The organism is Pseudomonas sp. A-RE-19 (assembly GCF_019956555.1).
Taxonomy (GTDB): Bacteria; Pseudomonadota; Gammaproteobacteria; order Pseudomonadales; family Pseudomonadaceae; genus Aquipseudomonas.
On sequence record NZ_JAHBDQ010000006.1, the window covers coordinates 33,515 to 54,496 of the forward strand.

General features: G+C 58.4%; 11 protein-coding genes and 1 pseudogene. 5 read left to right on the forward strand and 7 right to left on the reverse strand.

The window, feature by feature from the left end; translation table 11 throughout:
* Nucleotides 1-65: 65 nt before the first annotated feature.
* From KGB14_RS04790 to KGB14_RS04805, 4 genes are all read right to left on the reverse strand, one after another.
* Entirely contained in the window at nucleotides 66-539 is a 474-nt protein-coding gene (locus KGB14_RS04790; RefSeq protein ID WP_223484339.1) for a hypothetical protein, read from the reverse strand.
* Nucleotides 539-9,262, reverse strand: coding sequence for a DUF637 domain-containing protein (locus KGB14_RS04795; protein WP_223484340.1), 8,724 nt, complete (start codon nucleotides 9,260-9,262; stop codon nucleotides 539-541). The genes KGB14_RS04790 and KGB14_RS04795 overlap by 1 nt, the downstream gene beginning before the upstream one ends.
* A 25-nt stretch (nucleotides 9,263-9,287) precedes the next feature.
* A complete protein-coding gene (locus KGB14_RS04800; RefSeq protein ID WP_223484341.1) occupies nucleotides 9,288-10,994 on the reverse strand; it encodes a ShlB/FhaC/HecB family hemolysin secretion/activation protein in 1,707 nt (568 codons plus the stop codon).
* Between the two features lie 295 nt (nucleotides 10,995-11,289).
* A complete protein-coding gene (locus tag KGB14_RS04805; protein WP_223484342.1) occupies nucleotides 11,290-12,465 on the reverse strand; it encodes a tetratricopeptide repeat protein in 1,176 nt (391 codons plus the stop codon).
* Between the two features lie 583 nt (nucleotides 12,466-13,048).
* Here KGB14_RS04805 and KGB14_RS04810 point away from each other — a divergent pair.
* The 5 genes and pseudogenes from KGB14_RS04810 to KGB14_RS04830 all read left to right on the forward strand — a co-directional run bounded on the left by KGB14_RS04810 (nucleotide 13,049) and on the right by KGB14_RS04830 (nucleotide 16,616).
* The gene (locus KGB14_RS04810; RefSeq protein WP_223484343.1) at nucleotides 13,049-13,324 is read left to right on the forward strand and encodes a hypothetical protein; all 276 of its coding nucleotides are present in this window, start codon (nucleotides 13,049-13,051) and stop codon (nucleotides 13,322-13,324) included.
* Between the two features lie 288 nt (nucleotides 13,325-13,612).
* Nucleotides 13,613-13,711, forward strand: a pseudogene (locus KGB14_RS04815) (LysE family translocator); the annotation flags it as partial.
* Between the two features lie 557 nt (nucleotides 13,712-14,268).
* Entirely contained in the window at nucleotides 14,269-15,492 is a 1,224-nt protein-coding gene (locus KGB14_RS04820; RefSeq protein ID WP_223484344.1) for a type II and III secretion system protein family protein, read from the forward strand.
* A gap of 125 nt (nucleotides 15,493-15,617) precedes the next feature.
* Complete coding sequence (locus KGB14_RS04825; RefSeq protein WP_223484345.1) at nucleotides 15,618-16,328, forward strand: tetratricopeptide repeat protein; 711 nt, start codon at nucleotides 15,618-15,620, stop codon at nucleotides 16,326-16,328.
* Between the two features lie 18 nt (nucleotides 16,329-16,346).
* Nucleotides 16,347-16,616, forward strand: coding sequence for a DUF3613 domain-containing protein (locus KGB14_RS04830; RefSeq protein WP_223484346.1), 270 nt, complete (start codon nucleotides 16,347-16,349; stop codon nucleotides 16,614-16,616).
* 954 nt (nucleotides 16,617-17,570) lie between these two features.
* Here the strand turns inward: KGB14_RS04830 and KGB14_RS04835 are convergent.
* From KGB14_RS04835 to KGB14_RS04845, 3 genes are read right to left on the reverse strand one after another with little or no spacing between them, the layout of a single operon-like run.
* Nucleotides 17,571-18,533: a type II secretion system F family protein gene (locus KGB14_RS04835; protein WP_223484347.1), complete on the reverse strand. Its 963-nt coding sequence runs from the start codon at nucleotides 18,531-18,533 to the stop codon at nucleotides 17,571-17,573.
* Nucleotides 18,534-18,563: 30 nt separating this feature from the next.
* Nucleotides 18,564-19,550: a type II secretion system F family protein gene (locus KGB14_RS04840; RefSeq protein WP_223484348.1), complete on the reverse strand. Its 987-nt coding sequence runs from the start codon at nucleotides 19,548-19,550 to the stop codon at nucleotides 18,564-18,566.
* The gene (locus tag KGB14_RS04845) at nucleotides 19,547-20,980 is read right to left on the reverse strand and encodes a CpaF family protein (protein ID WP_223484349.1); all 1,434 of its coding nucleotides are present in this window, start codon (nucleotides 20,978-20,980) and stop codon (nucleotides 19,547-19,549) included. Before KGB14_RS04845 ends, KGB14_RS04840 begins: the two co-directional genes overlap by 4 nt.
* Nucleotides 20,981-20,982 lie beyond the last annotated feature (2 nt).

A 20,982-nucleotide genomic window follows, 5' to 3' on the forward strand; every position in this document is an offset into this window, starting at 1 on the left:
CTCCCGTACCCCGCCTTTTACACCACCAGTGCCGTTCCCGGAAGCATTCGTCCCATCTTTTGCACCTAATCAATCACTTGATAAAAAGTAACAGTAGGCCCGTAATCCTGATCCGAATTCGAAACATCAACAGAAAACTTGATTCCTGGAAATTTGTCCTTCAAGACCAACCGCCATGACAATGCAACAATTTCAGCTAGTTGTTCAAAAACAACATCATCAACCTCATCAGCGCAGCCTGAAAAAATATCGTACAAGTGAGTGTGATTCATTATTTTTTCGACTGCGCACACATCACCATCAAATTTTTCTAGCCATACAACAAAAACATTATGGTCGTATTTAGCATTTAAAATAACCGCACCTTGACTAATAAAAAAATCAGGAAACAACAGCCTGCAAAATAGCAGGCAATCTTCAGGATTGCACATGGCGCTCAGATAAGAAAATATATCAATAGTATCTTTTTTAGCCCAGCTTGATGCCCATAACTCGTATCTGCTCAAGCCACTAAATTGTCTAATTGTATTAAGCTTCATTACGGAATCTCATCTGGAGTGGTAGGCCGTGGAGCCAATTTAGTAGAAGGCGACTGAACCCTGATTGTCCCGTCCGGCAACGTATTTCTACCATATTCTATTACATGTGGTGTCGACACATCAGCATGAGCTGCACCTGTAACATCAACTCGCTTAACAATCATCCCAGCTGAATCATAGACAGCATAGCTGGTGATATTTCCTTGATTATCGGCCCGATACACGGCTCCATTCGCAGGACCACCATCTAGCTTGAAGCGGCCGCTAATCTGAGTAGCGTTTTCAAGCGGACCTCCAACAAGATCATTTGCGTTGCGAGGAACAGAATTGATGTTAGTCGAGCCTTTTGGACCAGTTTTGGTGCCCCCACCCTTCCCAATTAGCCCCCCGCCCATCGCGGCAAGTAGGTCACTGAACCATCCTGCATCTTCAGGCGAGACGCCTTGATTGAGTAGGTTCAGTTGCGACTGTGCTTTGGTCAGCGCAGTGATGGCAGTGGTATTTTGTAGCTGATAACGATGCAGGTCCTCCTTGAACATCGAAGGAATGCTGTCATCAAGGGACATCCGAGCAAGACGCTCCTGCAAGCTGTTCCGATCATGCAAGAGATCACCGAAAAGCTGAAGACACTGATCCGGACTGCTGTTGCACAACCCTGCTAGCGCATCATCATCAGCGACGCTTTGAAGGCGAAATTTCTCCTTAACTTCTTCACAGTTACCTTTGGCTGGGCACCCACGGGCTTCGTCCTCTAAGCCATCAAGGTCCTGATGTCCCATGAGGTTGTACAGCGTCGCATTGTTGGCAACCCACGCCCCAGTTTGCAAAGTGTCCGCATCAACATCCCCTGTCGTTGACGCCGCTAACACCCCCACGATCTGCGAAGCCATCAACAGCAGATCAGGGTTACCACCGACCAATTTATTCAGGTCGACGATGAGCGCCTCATTCGCACCAGCAGCCAATGCTCCGGTTGCAAAATCACCACCTGTTATCTCTGAGAGCAGCCCACCCACCACGGCGTGAATGGCGACTTTAACTGCAGAACCATCGTCAAACACGTTTTTGGTGTAATCACCCACTGCATTGAAGCTGGCTGCCGCCAAAGTGTTGAACAAGGCAGTTTTCAACACATCACTAACGTTGACGTCTTCCCCCAACGCCTTGCCCAGCAGTGCGGACGTTCCGCCTTGCAATACCTGATTACCGGCAAACCGACCAATCCCTTCCAGGCTGCTGAGGTCAACGGTTACCTTGCCTGTAATCGGGTTGGTCGTTGTTTTCACAATGCCATCAAAGACACCAGCCGTTAAACCAGCCGTCACACCCGAAATCACATAGCCTTTAAGCGCATCCGAGGACGTCACGTCCTGGAACACCGCCCCAAGATCCCCTCCATTGTTAATAAAACTGGTCGTCGCATTCGTCGCAGCACCAGTAGCAACCGCGGCAAGGCCTGCGGCTCCGATAGTCCCCATGCTGGCAAAAGCGCTCAGCGCGGCGGGGCCGACAATAGCGGCCATGACAATCGCAATGATGAGCTGAGAAGCCGGCCCAAGCCCCGAGGTTTCATACTTGAACGACTCGTGGATTTCCTTAACCAGCTTCCAATCAACATCGCCCCGTGCTTCGGCTTGCTTCAGCCAAGCCAGTTGCGGATCGGCCTGGACCATCGCATCAATGGTCTGACTGACGCTTTGCTGATTCACCTCTTTGAGGTCGATTTGCAGACCTTCGACGGCCTTGATCGTGATGTTGCCTTTGGCAATCATCTGGGTCTGGCGCAGTGTCTCGTCGGTATTGCCCTTGCCTTTCGATGAGGTCCAGAAAGCGTCGCCATCACTTTTGGTATGGCTCTCGTCATGCAGGTCTTTCACCCCTTCGAAAACAATCGCCCCACCACTGTCCAGCGTGATGTCCTTGCCACTCTCCAGCTTCGCCACCTGATACCGCTGATCCCCACCACTGGACAGCGTCAGGTCCCCACCGGATTTGATCTGCGTACCGATGTGGGTGATCTGTGTTACCTCATCGTGCTGGGTCTTTTTACTGCCCCAACTGCCGCTTTTTTTCATGTCGTACAGCGAGTAGTCGCGGTCTTGTGCGGCCAGCAGTTGCAGGTCGCCGTCGGCGTGCAGGTAGGCTTCTTTGCCGGCGCTGATGTCGCTGGCGACCAGGGTCATGTCCTTGCCGGACTTGAGGGTCAGTTTGCCGCCGGCCTCCAGGGTGGTGCCGATCTGGCTGACGTGGTCTTCCTGGCGGGTTTCTTTTTTGTCCTTGAAGTAGCTGTGTTGTTCGTCGGCGGCGGAGGCGAACAGCAGGTCGCCTTTGGCGTCCATCGTCACGTCGCCCTTGGCGTCGAGCTTGCTCGCCACCACGGTCACGTCGCGGCCGGAATTGACTGTCAGGTCACCGCCCGCGCTGACGCTGGCGCCGTGCTGGGTGAGGGTTGAGTCGAGGAAGTCGGTACGGCTGTCGGAGTGGCGCTCTTCCACGGCAGTGATGCTGACGTCGCGCTTGGCATCGATGGCCATGTCGCCACCGCTTTTCAACACACCACCGGTGTTGAGGACATCGCGCCCGGCGTTGATCACCAGGTTGTTGGCGGCCTCAATGCGGGCGGCGCTGTCCACAAAGTCGCGCGCGTGGCTGTAGTCGCCGACGCTGCTGTCGTGGGAGGTCACCGTGCGCTCGTTGACGACGTCACCGTTCGTGGCCTTGAGCGTTACGTCTCGCCCGGCAATGATGCCCCCCGCCTTGTTGGTCAGGTTATTGGTGGCGAGCAAGTTCAACCGCTCCCCCGCCTCCACCAATCCGCTGCTGACCAGATCTTTTTTGGCCGTCGCCTCCAGGTTCTGGCTGGCGCGCAGGGTGCCGGCGTTGTTCAGGTCTTTGCCGGCGATGAGGGTCACGTCGCTGCCCTGGATCAACGCGCCGTTGGCGGCGAGGCGGTTGTTGGCGTTGGCCAGGTACAGCACCGGCATCAGGACTTTTTCGCCATTCACTTCGCGCTCTTCGAGCCAGACGATGTCGTGGGTCAGCGCCGCGACCTGTTGTGCGGTGAGGGTTACGCCGAGGCTGAGGTTCAACGCGTCCTTGCTGGCGATGGCGTTGTTCATCAGGTACTTGTAAACCGCTTCGTCCGAGGTCTGGCCATCGATGAAGCGTTGGCCGGTGCGGGCGACCACGGCTTGCTGGACCAGCTTCTGTTCGAAGAGGCCGTCGCCCAGGCGCTTGGCGCTTTGATCAGGGTCGTAACCCAAGCCTTGGAGCAGGTAGTCCGAACTCATGAATTGCTTGAGGTCGGTGAGTACCGGGTTGGTTTCGATCAGGTATTTGTGCGGTTGGGATTTGCCAGCGCTGTTCGGCAGGCCTTGCACGCGGTTGATGGTGACCGGCGTAGACGATGCACCGGCGGTGACTTTGCCGCCGGTAAGCGTCCAGCTTTGTGGGCCGGTGCCGGTCGGGTTGGTGCTGCCTTCCTGACTCAGACGGAACAGGCCGTTCTGGCCGGTGGGCAGGCTGAAGCCCGGCAGATCCACCGGGTTGACTTGCTGCTGGGCAAGATCCGGCGGCAGTTGCGCGTTGATAGTCACTGGCGTGGAGTAGCCGTTGCCGGCACCCGTGTCAGTGTTGGTCTTTCCGCCAGCGACGTAGCTGTAATACGGACGCACCACGCTGTTGTCGATGGTCTGCGTCGCGTTGAGGGAAATGTTGCCGCCGGCCTGGATCACCGCATCATAGGAACTGCCGGAACCCGCTACCGTGGTGGTGCTTTCGGTCAGCATGCCACCGCCCAGCAGGCTGATGAAATAGCTCAGATCCGACTCGACAGTGGCCGAGGGTGTCGGACTGTTTCTATCGTTGAAGGCCGCGGCCGCCGGAACCGTGGCAAAGATTTGGTCGACGTAGTTCCAGAAAGTGCGCTTGGTGATGATGTCCTGCTCTTGCAGGCCGGTGTTATTGATCGTGTCGGCAGTGACGGTGATGTTGCCTGTGGACGCGATGGTGCTGCTGGTGTTGTTCAACGCCTGAGCGTTGATCGTCATGTTGCCGCCGCTGGTCAGACTCGCGGCCGCGCTGCTGTCGGTGACCTTCAGGCGGTCGGTCTCGGCAATCTCCCAATGGCCGTTACGACGCGATCCGCTACGGAAGTCGCACCCCGCAATCGGGATCAGATTGCAATCCAGCTCGGTGATAACCACCGAGCTTTTCTCATGCGCGGTGTACTCCAGAATGTCCCGTACGTTGTTCACGGTCAGGGCATTGATGGTCAGGTCCTGCGCGCTGTAGATATCGCCGGAACGGTTGTCCAGCAAGTCGGCCTTGCCGCTGTCGCGGTCCCGGCCGATATGCACGTTGCTCAGGCCATAGACCTGGCCATAGGCGTTGGTGAAGCTGGACAGCAGCAGCCGCATATCGCCGCCACTGGAAATCAGGCCGCGGCTGTTGAGCAGTGCGCCGGTGGTGAGGGTCAGGTCTTTACCGGAACCGATCGTGCCGTAGTTGTTAAGGTTGGCGGCGGTGATGATCAGGTCGCCGCTGGAAGTCAAACGGCCCTGGTTGTTCAACTCGCCATTGATGTTAACCGTGGTGTTGCCACCACCGGCTATGCTGCTGGCCGCGTCGAGGGTCAGTTGATTGGCTTTGAGCGTCAAATCACCGAGGCTGCTGGTGCGACCATTGCCGCTGTAGTTGCCCCACAGGGTCAGATTGAGCTTGCCATCGCTGGCGATCAAGCCATCGTTATTCCAATTGCCGCCGTTGCCGGTCAATTGGCTGACCGCCAACAATTGGCCGCTGGCCGTCTGGTTGAGGCTGTTGATGTTGACGGTCAGGCGATCCGCCTGGATCACGCTGCTGTTGGCCCAACTGTCGGCGGCCAGAGTCAGACCGCCACGGGTGACGAAGCTGCCGCCGGCGCTGCCGAGTTGGCCGGTGGCGATGTCAAAAAGGCCAGTGCCGACGTGCAGCACGTTGCCGCCGACGTTGAGCAAACCACCGGCACCGAGGGTCAGGTCGTTGTTGGCGGATTCCACGGTGCCGTTGCGGTTGTCGAACAGGCCCCCGATGGCGAACGCGGTTTTGCCATTGCCACCCAGTGCGCGCAGTTGGCCGGTCTGGTTGTCGAGGCTGGCGGCGCTGATGCTCAGCGTGCTTTCACTTTCGATGATGCCCAGGCGGTTGTTCAATGCGCCGCGCAGGCTCAGGTCGATCTGTTGCCCGCCGATCTGCCCGTCGTTGTCGCCGCTGTTGTCGAAGTTATTGCCGGTGACGCTGACCCGGCCCTTGGCGTAGAGGCCGCCATTGCGGTTATCGAAGCTGCCGTCGGTTCCGGTGTCGACGATGGCGTCACCGGTTTGCGCGGTGATCCGCCCGCCATAGTTGTCGATCCCGGCCAGTGCCTTGAGGTTCAGACTCTGGGCCTGAATGATCCCGCCCTGGCGGTTGTTGTTCAGGTCATAGCCGTTGCGCAATACGCCGGTGATGTGGCCGCTAAAGGCGCCTTGCAGGCTGGAGAGCACACCGCCGCGACTGTCGAGGCTGGCGGCGGTGATGTCGAGGTTGCCGTCCTTGGCGACGATGCGCCCGCTCTGGTTATCGATGGCGCCGCCGGTTTTTACTGTCAGATCGCCCTGGCTTTGCAGAATGCCCTTGGCGTTGTCGAGGCTGGCAGCGTTGAGCGTCAGGCCGGCGTCGCTGCTGAAGATCTGACCGCCCGCGCTGTTCTGCACGGAGCCACTGGCCGTGATCGTCAACGAATCGTTGGCCGCGACAGTGCCATTGCGGTTATCGAGACCACCGGTCAACAGGCTCAGTAAACCCTGGCTGGCCAGTTGGCCGCTCTGGTTGTTGATCTGCACTGCGCGTTGAACGACCAGCGGGCCGTTGCTTGCCAGTTTGCCGCCGGTATTGGTCAGGGTGCCGAGCAGATCGAGGGTGATCGCACCCTTGCCGGCCAAGGTGCCAGCGCTGTTATTCAGATCAGTGCCGGTGAAACGGATGTCTTGTTGGGCATTGATGGTTGCATTGATGTTGCTGAGGGTTTGGGCCTGAATATCCAGAGCAGCGCCACTGTCGATTAAACCGCCCTGGGCGTTATTCAGCGTTCCGGCAATGACGAAGGTTTGCGCGCCGGCACTGGAAAGAATGCCGTTGTCGCTATTGTCGAGGCTGGCAGCGGTGACCTTCAATGTACCGTTGCTGGCCAGGGCGCCGGCGCTGCTGTTACGCACAGCGCCGGTGAGGTCCACCAGCACGTCACCGTCTCGGCTCGACAAGGTGCCCTGATTGCGGTTGTCGAGGCTGCCACCCAGAAGGCTCAGGCTTTGCCAGCCGGAAATCAGACCATTGAAGTTAGTGGTGGCATCGGCGGTGAGGTCCAGTTGCTGACGGCTGATAAGTTTGCCGTCGCTGTTGTCCAGGTTGCGGCCCGTCAGGGTGTAGCTTTGGCTGCTGGAGAGTTCACCGCCACGGTTGTTCAAGTCCCGCAGGTTGCGGATGCTCAGTTGACCGGTAGTGGTGATCAGGCCATTGGCGTTGTTCAGGTCACCCATGGCGCCGCTGAAGTCGATGGCAATGGCGCTGCCGAGCAATGAGCCGCCGCTCTGGTTGTTCAAACTCGCCGTGTTGATGTTCAGGTTTTGGGTAGCGTTGATCAGTCCTTGGTCCTGATTGTCGAGCTGGCCGTTAACCCTGAGTTCAAGGCCGGCGCGACTGGTCAGGGTGCCACCGTTGTTGTTCAGGCTACCGGCTTGTACATCGACGCTTGCCGCCGCGATCAGGCCTTTGATGTTGGTCAGCGCCTGCTGCACGCGCAGGGTCACCGCTTGATTGCCGAGCAGTTTGCCGTTGCTGTTGTCGAGGCTGTCGGCCGCCAGCGTGAACGCCTGGGTGCTGGAAATTTCGCCGTTACGGTTGTCCACCTGCGCGAGGTTTTTCAGCACCAGCACTGGGGCATTGATCAAACCGTTCTGATTGTTCAGCTCGCCGTGATTCAGGTCCAGGGTCAGCGACGTATCGCTGGTGACCTGCCCACCATCATGTTGATCGAGACTGGCGATACTGGCGGTCAGCGCTTTGTTGCTGGCGATCCGGCCCTTGTTGCTGTTATCGACCTTGCCGGTGTTGAGGCTCAGGCTGTCGAGACTGGTCAGTTTGCCGCCCTGGTTGTTCACCGCCCCCGTGGCAGTGATGGTCAAGGCCTGACCGGCGTTCACCAACCCCGCCACGTTATCCAGAGTAGCCATGCGTAGCGTCGCGGTGGCCAGGCTCGAGAGTTCGCCGCTGCGGTTGTCCAGGTGGCCAAGGGTTGCGCTGAGATGACCGGTACTGGTGATCAGACCGTTGCTGTTGAAGACCTGATTGGCCGTGAGATTGAGGTTGCTACTGCTCAACACCCGACCGTTGTTCTGGTTGTCCAGAGTTGCGGCGGTAATGCTGATGGCTTGCCCGCTTAAGGTGCCGCCCTGGTTACTCAGGGTCTGCGCGGTATTGACCGTCAGGTTACGACTGGCCACCACGCTCTTGCCGGTGTTGTTGAAGTTTTGCGCGTTCAGGTTCACATCACCTGTGGCATTACGGCTGGTATCAGCATTGACCCCGGCTTCGATGACGCCGTTGTTGGTCAGCACACCACCGGCAGTCAGCGCGATGCTGTCCCTTGCCGCAAGGGTTTGCTGGTTGGTCAGGTTGCCTTGGGTTTGCACGTTGACGACGGTGCCGGCGTAGACCGGGCCGCGAGCATCGAGGCTCGCGGCTTTGACATTCACTGCCCCCGCAGCAGAAGTCTGCGCGAGGCTGAGATGCCCATTGGCGTCGAGCTGGATATCACCGCCACTGGCCGCCAGGTTGCCATCGAGTTTCACCCCGACCCCAGCCTCGGTACCCACCAGTTTGATCGCCCCGGCGTACATCCCGCCGAGGGCCGAGGAGTCGATGGCGAGTTGCGGTTTGGCGCTGCCGTCATCGGCACGAGCGGTCGCGTTGAGGCTGTCGGCGTTGACGTCGTTGCGCCCGGCGATGATGGTCAGGTTTTTCGCCTGGATCTCGGCGTTGATCTTCGCGCTGCGGGTGATGATTTCGAAGCGGTCGACGTTGTTGGCGTTCAGCCCGGCACCGTCGATGGTGACGCTGCCCTGATCGACCTGGAAGCGATCGAGACGACCGTTGTCCAGCACCGGTTTGCCGGTGGTCAGGGTCACGCGCGGGGTGTTGATGAAGCCGCAACCGTTGCAGCTGATACCGTAAGGGTTGGCGACGATGACCCGCGCCGACTGCCCCGCCACTTCGGTGTAACCGCGCAACTGACTGGGGCTGCCGCCGACCACTTCGTTGAGGATGGTTTGCGCGGCGATCCGGTTGGTCAGGTTGGGGTTACCGACGATGATGCCGCCCAACTGCGTCGCGCCGGTCTGGTTGGCGACGTTGTTGAGGATCACGCCCTGGGCGCCGACGTTGTAATCGTAAAACTGGTTATGCGACAGGCCGCTGCCGTTGGGCGTGGCGATTTGGACAATCGGCACCCCGTTGCCCGCCTGGCCGAGGCTGGTGCCGGGCGAGGCCACCACAATCCCGTCCGCCTGCGCCCACATCGGTTGCCAGAACATGACGTTCGCCAGCAGGAACGCCAACCCGCGTTTGGGCATGCCCCAGAAGTGTTCTCGGGTTTTCAGGTCCGCAGAAGGCTGGCGCGCGAGGAAAGCGTGATGGCGAACGTCCATGATTTGAATCTCGCTAAAGCAGAATTTAGAGGAAGAAATCCATGCGGAAATAGATCGGCGCTTCGCGCTCGGTCAGCACGTCAGGGCGTTCCAGGGAATGGGCAAAGGTCACGCTGGCGGCCACATGCTGACCCCGGGCAAACAACTCCACGGAGTCGCTGGACATGCGTCCGTGCTGATCGCCGTTGTAGCGATCACCACGGATCACGCCCTGGTCATAGCCGAGGCTGGTGCCGTATTCGGCGAACGCCGGGCGCAGCCATTCCAGGGTCACCGGGCGACTCCAGCGCAGGTCGTTGCGCCAGTAGCCGCCGCTGTCGCCGGACAAGGATTGATCCTTGTAGCCGCGGATCGACGATTGCCCGCCAAGGCTGGTGCGCTGCGGGCTGAACAGCACGTCTTCACTGCGCTGGCCGGTCATCAGGCTGCTGAAACTGAAGGACTCGCCCCACAGCTTGAACGGTTGCAGGTAGCTCGCCGTGGCGGTGTATTTGCGGTAACGGGCGTCCGGCTCGCCGGGGCCCGGGTGACCGTTGCCCTGAGCGTCGAATGCGCCGATGCCTTGCTGCATGCCCAGGTCGAGGTTGACGAACGCACTGCCGATCCGCCTACCGTGGTTGATGCCGAACTGCGCTTCGCTGATGCGGTTGCTGCTCAGCTTGAGCTTGCTGTCTTCGATGAAGTTGTTGGTGCGCAGGTACGAGAGGCCGGTGCTGAGGGAGGTCTTGCTCAGGGCGTCGCGATGGATCACCCGCTCGGCATGCAGTTGATGGTTTTCGCTGTCGCCGGTCTGCTTGAAATTGAAACCGTTGGCCTGCGCTTGCGAGCGGTATTCGCTCTGGCTGTAGGTGTAACTGAAATTCCACCAGCCCCACGGCACGCTGTAATTGAGCATTGCGTTGTTGGAGGTGTGCTGGTGATCGGTCATCGCATCGTGACCGCCACGCAACATCAACTGATCGGCCAGGCCCAGCGGGCTGTCCCAATCAAACGTCGTGCCCCACTGCTGCTCGCCGGTGCTGCGCTGGCCGTCATTACTGCGGGACAACCCGGCGCGCCAGGGCTTCTGCGGGGTGTTCTTGACCAACACTTCACTGCCACCAACGTTCTTGCCCGGGGACAATTCCATCTGCGCCTGATTCGACGGCAAGCGGTTCAGCTGGTCCACCATCTGCTCGATTTCTCGCAGATTCACCAGGTCACCGCTCTTGCCGGGGAAAGCCATCCCCAATTCGCGCTCCGACAGCTTGCTGCCCTCCGCGCCCTTCAACCCTTCGAGCTTGCCCTCGACCACCAGCACCTTCAGATGCCCAGCGGACAAATCCTGCTGCGGCAAGTAGGCGCGGCTGGTGACCAGGCCTTTGTCGATGTACAGATCGGTGATGACTTTCAGCAGCTCGTTGAGCTGCGTAACGCCCAGGCACTGACCGATGTAAGGCTTGAGCAGGCGATTTTTCTCGCCGTCCGAAAGACTGTCGGCGCCTTTGAGTTCGATGTCCTTGATGGGGAAACAACGCACGTCGGCCGGGGCCGTCGGTTGCGTGGGTTTGGCTTCCTTGCCGGGTAACTCCTTGAGCTCTTCGAGACGCCGACGCTGCTCTTCGAGCAAGCGATCCTGACGTTCGCGGATCAGATCGGTTTCACCGGGGGTGGGGGCGGCGTGAGCAAGATTCAGCGGAGAAAGGCACAGCAAAGCCAGGCACAACCTCGCCACGAGGGCGGGTGGGTACATGTTCGATCCCTCGAATGGAGAGTGATAGCACAATAATGGCGCGATATTAGATGGCCACTATTCTGACGTCAATAAATGGATCCATTTTGGTGTGGGGGTCGATGGACGGCAGGGAGCGTTGCGCTCGCCTTTTGATTAGGCGGTTAGCGAGTCGAGAAAAGACCGGGAAGAAAAGAATACGGGTTGATACAGAGAGATGGAGCCCGGCCTGGAGGGTGTAGCCGGATTCACCTCCCCATGAATGCACAACGCGCCGAAGTTCGGCGCGTTGTGGGGTCAGATCAACACTAGGCGATCAACGGTTTTGTACGCGCTCGATGGCCGTGTCATACACCGGGTTGGCCTTCTGCGTCTTGGCTAACTGGTAATGACGCAGGGCGTCAGGGAACTGACCGGCCGCTTCATAGATACGGGCAATGTTGTAGTAGGAACCGGCACGCACGCTGGCGGCCGAATTGCCGCTGGCCAAGGCAATGGCCTTGCGGTTGGCCCAGATCGATTCGGCTGTGTTACCGGCCTTCTGATACGCCAGGCCCAGATTGCCGTAGGCCTGACCGTAGCTGTTATTCAAATCGATCGCTTGACGGAAGAAGTCGATTGCCAGCGGCAGATTACCGGTTTTGTAGGCCGCTTCGCCTTTGGTGTTCAGGCCTTTCGCATCGGCCTGTGCAGAAGCGCTGACCGCCACCGCCGTCAGAGCAACGCTGTCATCCAGCAACGGCGACACTTCGTTCAACACGTTTGCCGCATCGACCCTGGCACCCGTAATGCTGTTGATGTCCTGGAAGTCGCCACCGCCGGTCATGCGGAACACGGTCCACAGGTTGCCGCTGCGGTTCTGCGGCACGTAGTAGGTGCGCACCAGTGACTGGCCCATGTACACGAACACCTTGGCCTGGCTGTTGGAGAGATCGCGCGAACCCAGCTCGCCGCGATTGCTGTAGTCATGCACGGCGTAGACGTAACTTTCGCCGTAGTGTTTCTTTTCCAGGGTGATGGTTTCCGGGCCATAGCTGGTGGTGTCGTCGACATCCAGATTGGCATCGTCACCGTGCTGTTTTTGGAAATAGATGTTGTTACCGGGGAAGATCATGTGGGAGTCGAGGTCCGACGGGGTCGCACCCCAGGTCAGCACCACGCGCAGACCGTCGAGGTTCTGCATTACCGGGCTGATGGCATAGGTCATGCCCTTGCACGGGCACTTGACCACCAGATTGGAGTAGCCGGGCTTCTTGATGATCAGCAGGTTGCCGGCATCATCGGCAAACTCGGTGGTCAGGTTGACCTGGCCCTGAGCATTGGTGCGACCCACCACGTTTTGTGCGCCATTGCGTTGCAACAGCAGCTCGGCGTCGGCGATCTTCTGGTCCTTGATCACCGCACTCAGCACTTCGATCGGCAGTTGCTCGGCCTGCACCGAAAACGCCGCCGCCCACAACGACAACACCGAAGCCACGCGAAAAAACCGCATACTTAATTCCTTTAAGTGAAAGTAACGGACATAGCAAAATGCCCTACAGATTTTGGGCGCGAACCATACACAGTTTTTGCGTCCGGCGCCCGACAATCGCATAGGAAATTTGTTCACTAAGGGAATCACTGAAAAAACAGGGAAGTGCGTAGGAACAAGGCTAAACAATACGCAAAATCCCTAGTAAAAATGGGGGGGAAACCACGTTTCCTATCTAAGAAATAGAATTTTTTTTCGGTCTGCCCGGGCTGTCGTGCCCCACTGAGCTAATTCCTCCCACTAAGAGAGACTCAGCACCGTTTTTTTTGCCCAGGTAAAAATGAATCCGATGGCCAGCGCCTGCGAGATACCCATTTCCATGAACGGATCACTTGAAGTAAGCGCATAGATAAGGGAAGTCGCTGTTGGTATCTCCTGTCTTTTCGAACTCAAGCTGTTTTTTCACGCCTGGTTTCTCGATGAAGGGACTCGCTACCTGGCTCGGTCATGCAAACCTGTCCCGCGGCTCGCAGAAGCTGAACTTTTCACACCCTTCGCCCCTCAACCGGATAACCCGCCTTAACCGGAAACTGAGGCTCAACCTATGAAAACCCTGCTAAAAATCACCTGCGCCGCCACCCTCGCCTGTGCCCTCCCCGTTTGGGCCTGCCCCCCTGAGGAAGCCACCGCCAAGCGCGAACAACTGGCCAAGGAAGTGGCCAGGATCACTGAGCAGAATCCGGCCAAGGCCAAGGAGATCAACGATGAGTTGCAGAAGATGGATCTGGACACGGCAAGCGCGGATTTGCCGGACAAGTGCCAGTTGATCGATCAGCGCTTGAAGGAGTTGAGATCGGCACAGAAGAAAGCCGAGAGCTGAACGGCAAGATCAAAGGATCGCAGGCTGCGCCAGCGCATACAGTATTTGTGAACTAACCGCCGCTTCGACTGACTTCTGCACGCTCATCCCGTCGCCTCTCGATGCTCGGTAGCACACTGGCGAACGTGCAGGTTTCTCAGGGTCATTCGTGCGATGCGCCATAACTGTCGCACGCATAAAAAAACCGGAATCCTTGTCAGATTTCGGTTTTTTTCTGCTGCGTGAACAGCATCGAGCTCAAAAAGCGGCGTTTTTGTTAGCTATGGCGCGGTAAACGAGACTCGAATTCGGGTACGACTGCTGTTCATGCCAATGGGGCACGGGTTCGAACGAACCGAGGGAGTGATCCTGATTTTGTTCACCAGACGACTGATTCTGTCCATGTGAATCGCGCCGCAAAAGTCGGCTGGTCGCCCAGCACGACGTATGACTTTATTGCCAGTAACCGGTCTATTGCCCCCCTTTGAACTGAAGTTTTTCTTTTAATGCATGGCGCTTTGTCTTAGTTGAACTACTTTCAAAGCAAGAAGAAGTCGCACCGGTTTGATTTTTCACATTGGGTTCAGCGATCAGATAGCGGACTGGCAAAAGGAGTTACCTCATTATGGTCCTGGCAAGCGCTTTCCGGCTCCATGCTTTGATTGCCGGTTGCTTTTTAGGGGGGTCAGGTCGGCAAACAGTGCCGTCCGTAGCCGCTATTACTGTCGAACCGGGGCATATCGCTCAGGTCGGCAGCCCAAGTCGCCGGGTCACTGAAAACCGTTTTAACGAAGCTTGTTCACAGGTCAATCCGATCAGTGTCTAGCGCGTGGTTGTGCTTGGTAATAAGACAAATTCCGGGCCCTTAGTTGGTCTGGCGAGGTGGAGGGCCAGCCCGGGCCCCTGGTAGTGATCCGAGGCAACCCATTAGCCTAAAGATGGCCTATTCAGCGAGGATGCACTTAATGAGCTATCGTACCGTGCCCGCTTTCAAGCGAATTATCCATGGCCTGTTCTGGATGGGTCTTGGTGTGGATGCGGCTCAGGCCGCGGCGGCCAATTGTTCGCAGTTGGATGCCCTACCGACAACGTACGAGGTCGGTCAGGGACTTCAGAGCGAACTTCGCGTCCCCGTCGCGGTGACGCAACTGGCAGTGGGCGACCCGAAAGTCGCCGACGTACAAGCCACCGGCAGCAACGCCTTCCTACTCACGGGTATCGCGCCGGGCACCACCAGCCTGATGGTCTGGACCGCCTGTTCGAAAGAGCCGCGCAAAGGCATGGTGTTCGTCAAGGGCAAGGCCACGACAGCGCTGACCAGCGTGTCGACGATGCCTTCCGAAGACCCGTTGCTGCCGAGCCAGGTGCAGACCGACATCCGCTTCGTTGAAGTCAGCCGGACCAAGCTCAAGGAAGCCTCCGCTTCGATTTTCGGCACCCGCGGCAACTTCCTGTTCGGCTCGCCGAGAACCTTGCCCACCATCGGTGGCATTGTCACGCCGTCGGTGCCGGTCAACAACGACATGTTCAACCTCTCCTTTGCTACCGGCAATACCCTGGTGGCGATCAACGCGCTGGAAGGCAGCGGTTTCGCCTACACCCTGGCGCGGCCAAGCCTGGTAGCGCTCAGCGGGCAGAGTGCGAGCTTCCTGGCCGGTGGTGAAGTACCGATTCCGGTGCCCAGTTCCGGCAGCGATAACGTGTCCATCGAGTACAAGGAATTCGGTATCCGCCTGACCCTGACGCCGACCATCGTCGGCAAAAACCGTATCGCGCTGAAGGTGGCGCCGGAAGTCAGCGAGCTGGACTTCACCAACGCCGTGATCATCGCCGGCACCAGAGTTCCGGCGCTGACCATACGCCGTACCGACACCAGCATCTCCCTGGCCGACGGCGAAAGCTTCGTCATCAGCGGCCTGATCAGCACCCGCAACAGTTCCCAGGTGAACAAATTTCCGGGGCTGGGCGATATCCCGATTCTGGGCGCGTTCTTCCGCGACAACACCATCAACCGTGAAGAGCGCGAACTGCTGATGATCGTCACCCCGCATCTGGTCCAGCCTCTGGCTGCCAATGCACAACTGCCGTCATTGCCTGGCGAGCAGCTGCGCAATTACGACCCGAACTTCTACCGCATGTTCTTCCTCGAAAATGGTGATTTCGACAGTCGCACCGGGCTCTCGCAATGAGCCGGAGCCAGAACCTGAACCGGGCTTGCCTCGCCCTCACTCGTAACGGTGACCTTGAGCGCTTGCCGGGCCGGCTGTATTGCCACTGGCCAGGCGTTCAACGTGTTGTAGCCAGGGGAAACTCGATGAAAGCAGTCATTGCAATAGCGGCGACAATAATGCTCGCAGGTTGTGCCACCAATGGCATCTCTTCGCGACCGGCTATCTGTGCCAAGCCCGCGTCGGAGCAAGAGTTGGCCCTGAACCTGGCCGACAACATGGCCAACGAGGGCCGTTTGTATGCCAGCCTGGCGAATCTGGAAGGTTTGCCCGACGACCTGGTCCAGGTTCGCCTGCGCAAGGCTCGGGTACTTCGCTTGATGGGGCGTAAAGACGCGGAGCCGTTGTATCAAAGCTTGCTCGGCACCTGTCTGGCCGCTGACGGTGAACATGGCCTGGGCCAGTTGGCCGCGGCCAAAAATGATTACGCCACCGCGACCACTCACCTTGAGCGCGCAGTGAAGATGGCCCCCACCGACGATAAGATGCGCAATGACCTGGGGGTCGTCTACCTCAATCAGCGACGGATCCCTGAAGCACGCTTCGAGTTCATGACCGCCATGGAGCTCAAGCAGACGGATTCACTGGCGGCACTCAATATGGTGACGCTGCTGATCTATCAGGATAACTGGAAGGCGGCTGCCGAACTCGTGACCCGCGCCAGCTTGAGTCCTGAGCAAGTCGCAGAGGCTCAAAGCCGCGCGGAAAAACTCAAGGCCTCCGCTAAAAAAGCGGTGGCTTCGCAGGGGAATCGCAGAAATGAGGTAGCCGATGCCTCCTCCACTGCGACCAAGTAAAACGTACGAGGAGTCGAGATGAATACCAAGAGGCTGTTGATAGTGTGCATGGCTTGCCTGTCCACCAGTGCCTGGGCTATTGAACCTGGCCCCTCCTCGCAGGAGCAAAAAGGCACCGAACAGTGGATGCAGCTACAGATTCGCGGCGTAGTTGCCTCACCTAAACTGCAAACCGCTTCGGCCACCGAACGAGACCTGGCCATGCAGCGCTGGCTCAATAGCTTCAGTTACCCGATTCCGATATTTTTTGAGCAAAAGTCATCGGGCGAAATCCCCAGCACCAACTGATGCTCGTCAATGGATGATCAGCCTTCTGGCGGAGTCCAGAGTAGCCTGGCTGCAAAGCCGGGCTAGACGTCGTATGCAGGAAAAACATCAGTACCTACACATTATCCAGGCCTTGCCGGGTTACCCCTGTAGGAGCTGCCGAAGGCTGCGATCTTTTGCTCTTCAGCGATCCCTCGGCCATCAAAATCAAAAGATCGCAGGCTTCGCCAGCGCCTACACCTGCCGGGTCGGTGTTCCTTAAAAGGGCGCCTGGCAACCAGGCTTGCGCCTTGATCAGCCTGTCACCCAGCGTATCGCGACAATCAACCACCAGGTCGTGATCAACAGCTAGACGCAAATCTCCGTAGGAGCTGCCGCAGGCTGCGATCTTTTGCTTTTCAGCGATCCCTCGGCCATCAAAATCAAAAGATCGCAGGCTTCGCCAGCTCCTACACTTACCGGGTCGGTGTTCCTTAAAGGGGCGCCTGGCAACCAGGCTTGCGCCTTGATCAGCCTGTCACCCAGCGTATTGCGACAATCAACGCCAGGTCGTGATCAACCGCTATACGCAAATCTCCGTAGGAGCTGCCGCAGGCTGCGATCTTTTGCTTTTCAGCGATCCCTCGGCCATCAAAATCAAAAGATCGCAGGCTTCGCCAGCGCCTACACCTGCCGGGTCGGTGTTCCTTAAAAGGGCGCCTGGCAACCAGGCTTGCGCCTTGATCAGACTGTCACCCAGCGTATCGCGACAATCAACCACCAGGTCGTGATCAACAGCTAGACGCAAATCGCTGTAGGAGCTGCCGCAGGCTGCGATCTTTTGATTCAGAGGCCTGGGCAACGAATTGCCTGCCAGAAAATCAAAAGATCGCAGCCTGCGGCAGCTCCTGCGGAGGATTTGTAAAACTATGGAAGGAAAGTGCAGATCGGCCAGGGTGGCAAGGCCATCGTCTCGACAGCCTCCACCCTTTTATTTCACCCGAATGCTCTCAACACCCCGATCAGAGCAGGGCCGATGGCGACCAGGAAGAAGCTCGGCCACAGGCAGAAAATCAGCGGGAATATCAGCTTGGTACCGATTTTCGCTCCCATTTCTTCGGCGGCCTGGGTACGACGGTCACGGAATTCATCAGAATAGATGCGCAGGGTGTCGGCCACACTGGTACCAAAGCGAATGCTCTGCGCCAACAGGCTGACCAACCCTTGTACATCATCCAGACCGGTGCGCATGGCCAGTTGCTTGAGCGCCTCGGTACTGGTGATGCCCGCACGGATTTGCGCATTGACCAGGGCCAGCTCTTCCGCCAACTCAACCTGACTGACCGACATCTCCTCAGCCACCCGTTCGATGGTCGTGGGCAGGGCCAGGCCTGATTCCACGCACACCACCATCAGATCCAGCGCATCTGGAAAGGCGACACGCAGCCGGTTTTGACGCGCCTGCTTACGCTTGCTGACATACAGCGCCGGCAGCAGCCAGCCGATACCGGCCATCATGATCACCAACAGCAGACCGCTCATCAGCGAAACCTTGGGGATCAACGGCAACAGCAGCAACGCAACGCCGACCAGCACCAGCGGTAACATCAAGCGCACCGCCCAGTACATCTGCAGCGCCGAAGAAGAACGGTAACCCGCATGCGTCAACAGGGTCCGGGTTGCGGACGTCTTTGCCGATTCGGCCGAGGCAAAACGCTGGCCGACCCGCTCCAGCAGCAGCTGCAGGTTACCCGGAGCCTCCTGCCCTGCCGTATTGCCTGAATAACCACGCTTGATCAGCGCCAGACGACGCTGCACCGGGTCCTGAAGACCCAACATCAGCAACATCACAGCAGCGACCGCAAGCACCGTACTAAAACCGACCACGCTGATAAACAATATGCGCGCCAGCTCTTCGTTCCCCGTAACCCGACTGAACAACCCGAGTAAAAAGTCCATGACCCTGTACCTCCCGGTAGCGACTACCGCTTAAACCTGAATCCGGATGATTTTTTTTATCCAGAAAATCCCGATCAACATGGCACCGAAAGCCCCGATGATCAGCTTATGGCCCGTGGGATCATTGATCAGCACAGGGAGGTAACTGGGGCTTGTAACGATGATCGCGATCGCCAGCACGAAGGGAATCGCCACCAGCACCCAGGCCGACATACGCCCTTCGGCCGACAAGGTTTTGATCTTGCGCTGAAAGCGGAAGCGCCCACGGATCAGCCGACTCAAACGCTCCAGCACTTCCGTCAGATTGCCGCCGGTCTCGCGGTGGATGAGGATCGAGGTCACCAGCATCATCACCGTCATGCTTGGCATGCGCTCCAGCAGGCCGAGCATGGCCCGGCGTACATCGTTGCCATAGTTGATATCGGAGAAGGTCAGGCCGAACTCATGCGCGACCGGCCCCTTGTGCTCCTCGGAGACCAGGCGCAGGGTTTCGTTGAACGGGTGCCCGGCGCGCAGGGCCCGGCACATCGCATCCAGCGCATCCGGCAGACCTTCCTCAAACGCAATGAAACGTTTACCCCGGTCACGAGAGATTTTCAGCAGCGGTAACCAAAACACCCCGAAGGCCACCAGCGGCGCCATCCACCAGACCGACGAAATCATCCAGATCGAGATGCCCGCACAGGCGCCCAGGAACAGCCCGAGCACGATCACCCGATAAGCGCGATATTCATGGCCTGCCTGCTCGATCATCTGTGTCAGATTCGCCATGAAGGGCAACTGCTCGAGCATGGCCTCCAGTGGCGACAAACGCGTCAGGTATTTCTGCCGCAACACCGTCTGCATGTTAGGCAGGTTGTTGGCCTTCTCCATCACATGCAAGCGGCCACGGATGCGCTTGCGCATCTTGCCGGCCTCGCCGAACACCGGCACCACCACGCCCTGGGACAGAAGGAACACGGCAATAAACACCATGCCGAGGAACATCAGAATGAACTCACCAGGAATATGGTTCATGACTGCCGTCCCTCCATCCATTCAGGTCTGAACATCGTCAGCGGTAATTCGATGCCGCGCTTGGCCAGTACATCGCGGAAGGCCGGGATCATGCCGCTGGGACGATAATCGCCGAGCACCTCGCCGTTTTCGCCCATGCCTTGACGCGCAAAGGAGAAAATTTCGGTCATGGTGATGATCTCGCCTTCCATGCCGTTGATCTCCTGCACACTGACCAAGCGGCGCTTGCCGTCCTCCTGACGTTCCAGCTGGATCACCACATCGATGGCCGAAGCGATCTGCTGCCGCATGGCCTTGATCGGGAAGGTCGCCCCGGTCATCGACACCATGTTCTCGATTCGCCCCAACGCATCGCGCGCGGTGTTGGCGTGGATGGTGGTCAACGAGCCATCGTGGCCGGTGTTCATGGCGGTCAGCATGTCCAGCGCCTCGGCGCCGCGCACTTCGCCGATCACAATGCGGTCCGGACGCATCCGCAGGCTGTTGCGCACCAACTCCCGCTGGCTCACCTCGCCTCGCCCCTCGATATTGCAAGGGCGGGTTTCCAGACGCACCACGTGGGGCTGCTGCAGTTGCAGTTCGGCCGAGTCTTCGATAGTGACGATCCGCTCGTTTTGCGGAATGAAACTGGACAACACATTGAGCATGGTGGTCTTGCCGCTGCCGGTACCGCCGGAAATCAGCACGTTCAGGCGCCCGCGAACGATCGCCTTGAGCAGCAGGGCAATGGCCGGGGTCAACGTCCCCACCGAGATCAGGCTGTCGGTATTGAGCAGGTCCACCGCAAAACGGCGAATCGACATGCTCGGGCCATCGATAGCCAGTGGCGGGATAATCGCGTTGACCCGCGAACCGTCCTTGAGCCGGGCGTCCACCAATGGCGAGGACTCGTCGATACGCCGACCCAGGCTGGACACGATGCGGTCGATGATGTTCAGCAAATGCCGATCATCACGAAAGCGTACATCGGTCCTTTGCAATTTGCCGAAGCGCTCGACATAGACCGAGGCAAAGCCATTGACCAGGATGTCGGATACGCTGTGATCGGCCAGCAACGGTTCCAGAGGGCCCAGGCCGAGCACCTCATCGGTGATCTGCTTGATGATCAGCTGGCGGCTGGCAGTACTCACCGGCGCCGAATGCTCATCGAGCAGGCGCAGGCAAATATCGCGAATCTGCCGCGTGGCCTCGGCCTGTTCAAGGGAGTCCAGCAAGGACAGGTCCATGACCTTGAGCAACTGCTGGTAGATCTTTTCCCGCCACTCGGCCTCCACCGGGGTGACCTGGCTTTTGGTTTCGTAAAGAACGTCCGGCGCTGCACGTTCCCACGCCATTATTTCCTCTGGCGGGTCCAGCAGGTCGTCGGTCGCCGACGATGAGGCGGGTTTACCGGACTGTTTGCGCAAGCGGTTACGAAAGTCGCTGATCATGG

Bases quoted from the DNA above. Each gene is read 5' to 3' on its own strand.
- KGB14_RS04790 (WP_223484339.1), bottom strand. From the start codon at position 539: ATGAAGCTTAATACAATTAGACAATTTAGTGGCTTGAGCAGATACGAG.
- KGB14_RS04795 (WP_223484340.1), bottom strand. From the start codon at position 9,262: ATGGACGTTCGCCATCACGCTTTCCTCGCGCGCCAGCCTTCTGCGGAC.
- KGB14_RS04800 (WP_223484341.1), bottom strand. From the start codon at position 10,994: ATGTACCCACCCGCCCTCGTGGCGAGGTTGTGCCTGGCTTTGCTGTGC.
- KGB14_RS04805 (WP_223484342.1), bottom strand. From the start codon at position 12,465: ATGCGGTTTTTTCGCGTGGCTTCGGTGTTGTCGTTGTGGGCGGCGGCG.
- KGB14_RS04810 (WP_223484343.1), top strand. From the start codon at position 13,049: ATGAAAACCCTGCTAAAAATCACCTGCGCCGCCACCCTCGCCTGTGCC.
- KGB14_RS04820 (WP_223484344.1), top strand. From the start codon at position 14,269: ATGAGCTATCGTACCGTGCCCGCTTTCAAGCGAATTATCCATGGCCTG.
- KGB14_RS04825 (WP_223484345.1), top strand. From the start codon at position 15,618: ATGAAAGCAGTCATTGCAATAGCGGCGACAATAATGCTCGCAGGTTGT.
- KGB14_RS04830 (WP_223484346.1), top strand. From the start codon at position 16,347: ATGAATACCAAGAGGCTGTTGATAGTGTGCATGGCTTGCCTGTCCACC.
- KGB14_RS04835 (WP_223484347.1), bottom strand. From the start codon at position 18,533: ATGGACTTTTTACTCGGGTTGTTCAGTCGGGTTACGGGGAACGAAGAG.
- KGB14_RS04840 (WP_223484348.1), bottom strand. From the start codon at position 19,550: ATGAACCATATTCCTGGTGAGTTCATTCTGATGTTCCTCGGCATGGTG.
- KGB14_RS04845 (WP_223484349.1), bottom strand. From the start codon at position 20,980: ATGATCAGCGACTTTCGTAACCGCTTGCGCAAACAGTCCGGTAAACCC.